Source organism: Roseomonas sp. TAS13 (assembly GCF_001950415.1).
Lineage (GTDB): Bacteria > Pseudomonadota > Alphaproteobacteria > Acetobacterales > Acetobacteraceae > Roseomonas > Roseomonas mucosa.
Window position 1 is genome coordinate 1 of record NZ_BDLP01000541.1, and the last position, 2,178, is coordinate 2,178.

At 71.8% G+C, this 2,178-nt stretch carries 3 protein-coding genes; 1 reads left to right on the forward strand and 2 read right to left on the reverse strand.

Annotated features, from left to right (window positions below):
* Positions 1–2: 2 nt before the first annotated feature.
* Positions 3–476: an MmcB family DNA repair protein gene (locus ROTAS13_RS23335; RefSeq protein WP_019460366.1), complete on the reverse strand. Its 474-nt coding sequence runs from the start codon at positions 474–476 to the stop codon at positions 3–5.
* A gap of 147 nt (positions 477–623) precedes the next feature.
* Between ROTAS13_RS23335 and ROTAS13_RS23340 the strand changes: the two genes are divergently transcribed.
* Positions 624–977 carry a hypothetical protein gene (locus tag ROTAS13_RS23340; protein WP_058389413.1) on the forward strand — a complete coding sequence of 118 codons (354 nt, stop codon included), beginning with the start codon at positions 624–626 and terminating at the stop codon, positions 975–977.
* Positions 978–1,036: 59 nt separating this feature from the next.
* Here ROTAS13_RS23340 and ROTAS13_RS23345 read toward each other — a convergent pair whose 3' ends face one another.
* Positions 1,037–1,990, reverse strand: a complete 954-nt coding sequence (locus ROTAS13_RS23345) for a bile acid:sodium symporter family protein (RefSeq protein ID WP_027297246.1) — start codon at positions 1,988–1,990, stop codon at positions 1,037–1,039.
* Between the last annotated feature and the right edge of the window lie 188 nt (positions 1,991–2,178).

Consider the following 2,178-nt stretch of genomic DNA (forward strand, 5'->3'; position numbering starts at 1 on the left):
CCTCACTCGCAGCGGAGCGCCGCCCGCATCTCCTGCGCCCCCAGCGGGTCGCAGAGGGCCGCCAGGCGCCCGGCGGCGATCACGGCATAGCGGTGCAGCAGCGACTTGCGCCGTGCCGGGGCCAGAGGGCGGTGCGGGGCCTCGCGCAGGACGGCCGTCTCGTAGCCGTCGGTGCACCAGAGGCCGACCTCCTCCGGGATGAGGTCCTGCGGGAAGTCGCAATCCACCGCGAAGAACAGCCGGTCGCACCATTCCAGGTACTGCGGCCATTTCGCATCGGAAAGAAAGTCGCGCGGCCCGCTCTTCACCTCGATGGCGTTCAACTGACCTTCCGGCGTGAGCGCCATGATATCGAGCCTGCGCCCGCAGGGGATCGGCACTTCCAGCACGGGCGCCCAGCCCAGGCGGGCGCAATGGCGCATGGCGGAACGGCAGACCAGCGCGGTGCGGTCGGGGACGGACAGGTCGAGCGGCATGAGAACGAATCGGGGACAGAATGCCAGCGGAGTCAAGCGCCGGCGGCCCGCCTTCACGGATGCGCCAGGGAGGCTGTCCATTCCTGGCATCGCTTTGGGGAAGCGCCCTATCCTGGCGGGGCAGCGGACAGGAGCACGGATCAGGTCATGAGGCCGAGCCTTCGCAACCTGGCTTATGGACTGATCCAGGGGCTGGGCTGGATCGGCGTCTTCGCCCTGATCGGGGCGAGCCTGCTGCTGGTCCGGCGCATGGGCTTCCCGGCCGTGCTGCTGCTCGGCCTGATCGCCAGCCTGGTCTGTGTCCGGGCCGAGTTGTCGCAGGACACGCCAAGCTGGGGGCGGGACATCTTCGCCGCCCGCTGGCACAGCCGCCCCGATGCGTCGGAACGGCAGGCCTCGGCGGAGCAGGTCGCCACGCTCCGCTTCTACCGGAACTGCGGCTTCGCGCTGATCCTGGCCGGCGCGCTGGGCTCGGCCTGGCAGGTCTGGCGGATGGGCTGAACGGCGGCCGGCCCACCCGGAGGCCGGCCCACCCGGAGGCCGGCCAGGCCTTTCCGGGCTCAGTGCCCGGTGAAGGCGGCGCGTTCCTCCGCCCCGTCGTCCCGCTCGCCCGTCGGGCGCCCGGCCCAGAAGCCCGCGATCAGCGAGCCGGACAGGTTGTGCCAGACGGAGAAGAGCGCGCCCGGCAGGGCCGCGAGCGGCGAGAAGTAGATCTTGCCCAGCGCGGCGGCGAGTCCGGAATTCTGCATCCCGACCTCCAGCGCCAGGGTGCGGCAGATGCTTTCCTCGAAGCCGAGCAGCCGCCCGCCCCAGTAGCCGCCGAGCAGGCCGATGCCGTTGTGCAGCACCACGCCCAGCATCACCACCGGCCCCACCGCGGCGATGCTGTTGCGGGTGCCCGCCACGACGGCGCCGATGATCAGCAGGATCGCGATCATGGAGACCAGCGGCAGCACCGGCTTCACCCCCCGCACAACGCGCGGCACGAGATGGCTCGCCACCAGCCCGGCGGCGATGGGCAGGGCGACGATCTGCAGGATGCTGGTCAGCAGGCCGAAGGTGTCCACCGCGATCTCGGCCGAGACGTAGAGCCGGGTGAGCAGCGGCGTCGCCACCACGCCCACCACGGTGGACAGCGCGCTGATCGTCACCGCCAGCGCCACGTCGCCGCGCGAAAGATAGACCATGACCGTGGAGGCGGTGCCGCTCGCCACGCTGCCCACCAGCACCATGCCGGCGGACAGGTCGGGCGGCATGTGCAGCAGCCGGGCGATGGCCCAGGCGGCCAGAGGCATGATCAGGTAGTGCAGCCCGACCCCGGCCAGAACCGGCGCGGGGCGCGTGATCACCCGGCGGAAATCCTCCAGCTTCAGGGTGACACCCATGGCGAACATGATCAGCGACAGCAGCAGCGTGACCCAGGGCGCGACCGGCTGGAACACGGCGGGGGAGAGATAGGCCAGGACGGCGGCGATCACCGCCCAGAGCGGGAAGAGCCGGGTGACGGCGGACATGGCGGCAACTCGTCGGAGAAGCGGTTTTAACGGATGCGGGGCCGGCTCCTGTAGAGGCTCGTCCGGGCGCCGGTAACCCCGCCGCGCCGCAAGGCAGCCCCGTGCCCCCCGTCCATGCCGTCCGGCCAAGGGTCCGGCCCGCGCCGCCCCCGGCCGGGGCGCCCGCCTCGTGGGCCCCGCCCCATGCC

Bases quoted from the DNA above. Each gene is read 5' to 3' on its own strand.
- ROTAS13_RS23340 (WP_058389413.1), top strand. From the start codon at position 624: ATGAGGCCGAGCCTTCGCAACCTGGCTTATGGACTGATCCAGGGGCTG.
- ROTAS13_RS23335 (WP_019460366.1), bottom strand. From the start codon at position 476: ATGCCGCTCGACCTGTCCGTCCCCGACCGCACCGCGCTGGTCTGCCGT.
- ROTAS13_RS23345 (WP_027297246.1), bottom strand. From the start codon at position 1,990: ATGTCCGCCGTCACCCGGCTCTTCCCGCTCTGGGCGGTGATCGCCGCC.